Annotated in this window: 2 protein-coding genes; both read left to right on the top strand. The window is 72.9% G+C overall.

What is annotated here, in order from left to right:
* Positions 1-4,338, top strand: a 4,338-nt coding sequence (locus AB0O76_RS43835; RefSeq protein ID WP_365503560.1) for a type I polyketide synthase, incomplete at its 5' end; no start/stop codon positions are given.
* Positions 4,339-4,341: 3 nt separating this feature from the next.
* Positions 4,342-4,527 (top strand): polyketide synthase docking domain-containing protein (locus AB0O76_RS43830; protein ID WP_365503557.1); only part of this gene is annotated, 186 nt, incomplete at its 3' end.

The raw sequence follows: 4,527 nt of genomic DNA, 5'->3' as shown, positions 1-4,527 counted from the left end.
GCCGACTGGTCGGGCGGTGGCATCGAGTTGCTGGTCGAGGCGGCTGCCTGGCCGCGGGGCGAGCGCGTACGCCGGGCCGGGATCTCCGCCTTCGGCGTCGGCGGGACCAACGCGCATGTGATCGTCGAGGAAGCCCCGCAACAGGCACCCGACACCACCACACCACCCCGGCCGCCGAAGGCATCATCGGATGCTCCGACGGCGTGGGTGCTCTCGGCGCGGTCCCAGGACGCGCTGCGAGCGCAGGCGGGACGGCTGTACGACGACCTGTCCGCCTGCAAGGACTTCAACCCCGTACACGTGGGCGCCGCCCTCGCCCTGACCCGGTCCCGCCACGAACACCGGGCGGCCGTCACCGGCGCCACACGTGAAGAGTTCCTGACCGGGCTGCAGGCAGTGGCCCGCGGCGAGCTCGACGGCACGGCCCGCGCCAAGGCGCGCTCGGGGAAGACCGCCTTCGTCTTTCCCGGCCAGGGATCCCAGTGGATCGGCATGGGCCGCGAGCTCGCCGCCGCTCATCCCGTCTTCGCCGCCGAGCTCAGTGCCTGCGCGGCCGCGCTCGCACCCCACATCGACTGGTCTCTCGACGACGTGCTGTCCGGCTCGCCGGACGCACCCCCGCTGGACCGCGTGGACGTCGTCCAGCCGGCCCTGTTCGCGGTGATGGTGTCCCTGGCTGCCCTGTGGCGCCACCACGGAGTCCAGCCGGACGCCGTCATCGGCCACTCGCAGGGCGAGATCGCCGCCGCGTACGTCGCCGGCGGGCTCTCGCTCCAGGACGCCGCCCGCATCGTGGCCCTGCGCAGCCGGGAGATCGCCGCCATGGCGGGCGGCGGCGGGATGGTGTCCGTAACGGCGGTAACCGAACGACTGCGGCCGCTCCTGGCCCGCTGGGACGGGCGGATCTCGGTCGCCGCAGTCAACGGCCCTGCCTCGACGGTGGTCTCCGGTGACTCCGACGCACTGGACGAGCTGCTCGACGCGTGTGCGCAAGGCGACATCTGGGCCCGCCGCATACCCGTCGACTACGCCTCACACTCCGCGCACATCGAGAAGCTGCAGCAGCGGCTCACCGAGGTCCTGGCGCCGGTCGCGCCGCGTGGCGGCGACATCCGCTTCCACTCGACGGTGACCGCGGGCGAGTTCGACACCATGGGACTCGACGCCGGCTACTGGTACCGCAACCTGCGGCAGACGGTGCGCTTCGAGGAGACGGTGCGCGGCCTGATCGACGCCGGCTGCACCACCTTCATCGAGATCAGCCCGCACCCGGTCCTCACCGTCGCCGTGGAGCAGTGCATTGAAGCGGCCGCCGGGCCCGGTGGATCGTCCCCCGCGGCGGTCATCGGCTCCCTGGAACGCGACAACGACCTGCGGCGCTTCTCCGCCGCGCTCGCCGATGCGGACACGCACGGCGTGCAGGTGGCATGGGACACCGTGTTCGACACGGACGACGCCCGCGGCGTCGAGCTGCCCACCTACCCCTTCCGGACGCAGCGGTACTGGCCCGTTCCGCGCCAGGACGCCAAGTCCGTCACCGGCGGTGGCCTGTACCCGACGGGCCATCCGCTGCTCTCGGCGCAGACCGAACTCGCCGACGGCGACGGCCGGTTGTTCACCGGACGCGTCGCCCGGCAGACCCACCCATGGCTGGACGACCACGCCGTGTACGGGACGGTCCTGATGCCGGGCACAGCCTTCGTCGACCTGGCCGTGCTGGCGGCCGGGCACACCGGTTGTGGCGTGGTCGAGGAGCTGACGCTCCAGGAACCGCTGGCGATCGGCGCCGATGAGCAGGTCGATGTGCAGCTCTCGGTACGGGCCTCGGGCGACGCGGGCCGTCATGAGTTCTCGGTGCACTCCCGCCCGGCCGGGGAGAGCGGCGAACCGTGGACCTGTCACGCCACCGGTTCCCTGGCCCCGGACGACTCGACCGTTCCCGGAGTCGTGGACACTCCCCTTTTCGACACGTCTTGGCCGCCTGCGGGGTCCACTCCGCTGGACATCGACGGGCTCTACGACCGGCTCGACGAGCGCGGCTTTGCCTACGGTCCCGTTTTCCGCGGACTGCGCGCCGCCTGGCGGGACGGCGACGCCGTCCTCGCCGAGGTCGAGCTCCCCGAGGCGGCCGAGGGTACGGGCTTCGGGATGCACCCCGCGCTGCTCGACGCCGCTTTCCACGCCCGCCTTACGGAACTCGCGGACCCGGAGGGTGGGCAGCAGCCGGCCTGGCTGCCGTTCACCTGGTCCGGGGTGCGCCTGCCGCGCCGGGCGGTCACCCGGATCCGGGTCCGGCTCACCGCCCTGGGCGAGGGCACCTTCCGTATGAGCGCCACCGACGAGCAGGGCACCCCTGTGGTCTCGGTCGACGCGGTGGTGGCCCGGCCGGTCGACCCGTCGGCCCTGGCAGAGCTCCGTACGGCCACCGACTCCCTGTACCGGCTCGAATGGGGTCCCGTGCCGACGCCTGCGGTCGTGCAGCCGATGACCTGGGGCGTGCTCGGCGAGGACGCGCACGGCCTGCCGGACGCCGAGACGTATCAGGACCTGACCGCGCTGCTCGCCGCGATCGACGCCGGAGCCCCCGTCCCGGACGCCGTCCTGGCGCCGTGCCAGGCCGCCGCCCGCGACGTCCCGGAACCGCAGACGGTACGCGCCCAGGCCCGGCAGACCCTGGAGCTGCTGCAGAACTGGCTCGCCGACGAGCGTCTCGCCGCCGCCCGCCTTGTGCTCCTGACCCGATGGACCGTGGCCACGGAGCCGGACGCCGTCCCGGACCCCGCGATGGCACCGCTGTGGGGCCTGGTGCGCAGCGCGCAGTCCGAGCACCCGGACCGGATCGTGCTCGTGGACCTGGACAACTCCGGGGCCGAACTGCTGCCCGCCGCCCTCGCCACGCGGGAGGCCGAACTGGCCGTCCGCGACGGAGCCCTGTACGCACCGCGCATCGTCCGAGCCCGCGGCACCCGGGGCGGGCCGCTCGCCTTCGACCCGGAAGGCACCGTCCTGATCACCGGCGGCGCCACCGGCATCGGCTCCTGGACCGCACGCCATCTGGTGGCCGAGCACGGCGCCAGGCATCTGCTGCTCGCCGGCAGACGAGGGCGCGCGGCGGCGGGGGCGGCTGAGCTCGCGGACGAACTCACCGCGCTAGGGGCCGACATCACCATTGCCGCCTGCGACGCGTCCGACCGCGACGAACTGAAGTCGCTCCTCGCCTCGATACCGGCCGAGCACCCCCTCACCGCGGTCATCCACTCCGCGGGCGTACTCGACGACGGCCTGATCGAATCGCTCACTCCCGAACGCCTGGACCGCGTGCTGCGGCCCAAGGTCGACGCGGCGCTCCTGCTGCACGAACTCACCGCGGATCTGCCGCTGTCCTCCTTCGTCCTCTACTCGTCCGTCGCCGGTGTCTTCGGCGGCCCGGCGCAGGGCAGTTACGCCGCCGCCAACACCTTCCTGGACAGGCTCGCCCAGTGGCGGCGAGCCCAGGGCCTGCCCGCCGTCTCGCTCGCCTGGGGCCTGTGGGAGCAGGAGAGCGAGATGACCCGGCACCTCGACGGCGCGGACGTGGCTCAGCTGGGCCGCACCGGCCTCGCACCCCTGGCCACCGAGGAAGGGCTGCGGCTCTTCGACGCGGTGCACGGCGCCGACGAGGCGCTGCTCGTCCCGGCCCGCCTGGACATGGGGGCGCTGCGGGCCCGGGCACGCGAGAGCGGCATCCCCGCAGTGCTGCGGTCGCTCGTACCCGCGACAGGACCGGCAAGACCGCCGGGCGAAGACCTGCTGCGCCGCCTGGCGGAGCTGGGGGAAGAGCAGCAGGGCGCGCTTCTCCTGGAGACCGTCCTGAACGGCGCGGCCGCGATCCTGGGCTTCGAGAACGCCGAAGCGGTGGACCCGGAGCTCCCGTTCAAGGAGATGGGTCTCGACTCGCTCGGTGCGGTGCGCCTGCGCAACGCGCTGAGCCAGGCCACCGACCTGGCCCTGCCGGCCACGCTGGTGTTCAGCCACCCGACCGCCGTCGCTCTCGCTGTACAGCTGCGGTCCCGGCTCCAGTTGAACGGCAAGAGCGAAGGCCAGGGCCAGGGCCAGAACCCCGGCCAGGCGGCAGCTGTGCTCGAAGACCTGGACCGGATCGCCGCCCGGCTCGCGGGAGTCGCGGACGCCGAGAGCGGCAGCGTGGCCGAGCGCCTCCGGTCTCTGCTCGCCCTCCTGGAGGACGACGGGACCGCGCCCGGTGCGGGCACGGTCGCCGACGGTCTTGCCGACCGACTCGGCTCGGCAACCGCCGACGAGGTCTTCGATCTGATCGACAATGATCTGGGAGTGCGTTGAGCCATGCAGGACGACAGGACTCTGCAGTACCTCAAGCGCGTGACCGCCGAACTGCAGCACACCCGCGAGCAGTTGCGGAAGGCCGAGCAGCGTCACCACGATCCGATCGCGGTCGTGGGCATGGGCTGCCGGTATCCGGGCGGTGTGTCCTGCGCCTCGGATCTGTGGGACGTGGTGGCTTCGGGGCGG

The sequence above is a fragment of the Streptomyces sp. NPDC086554 genome, assembly GCF_040686095.1.
Classification (GTDB): Bacteria; Actinomycetota; Actinomycetes; order Streptomycetales; family Streptomycetaceae; genus Streptomyces.
This window is presented reverse-complemented; position numbering and strand designations above follow the sequence as displayed.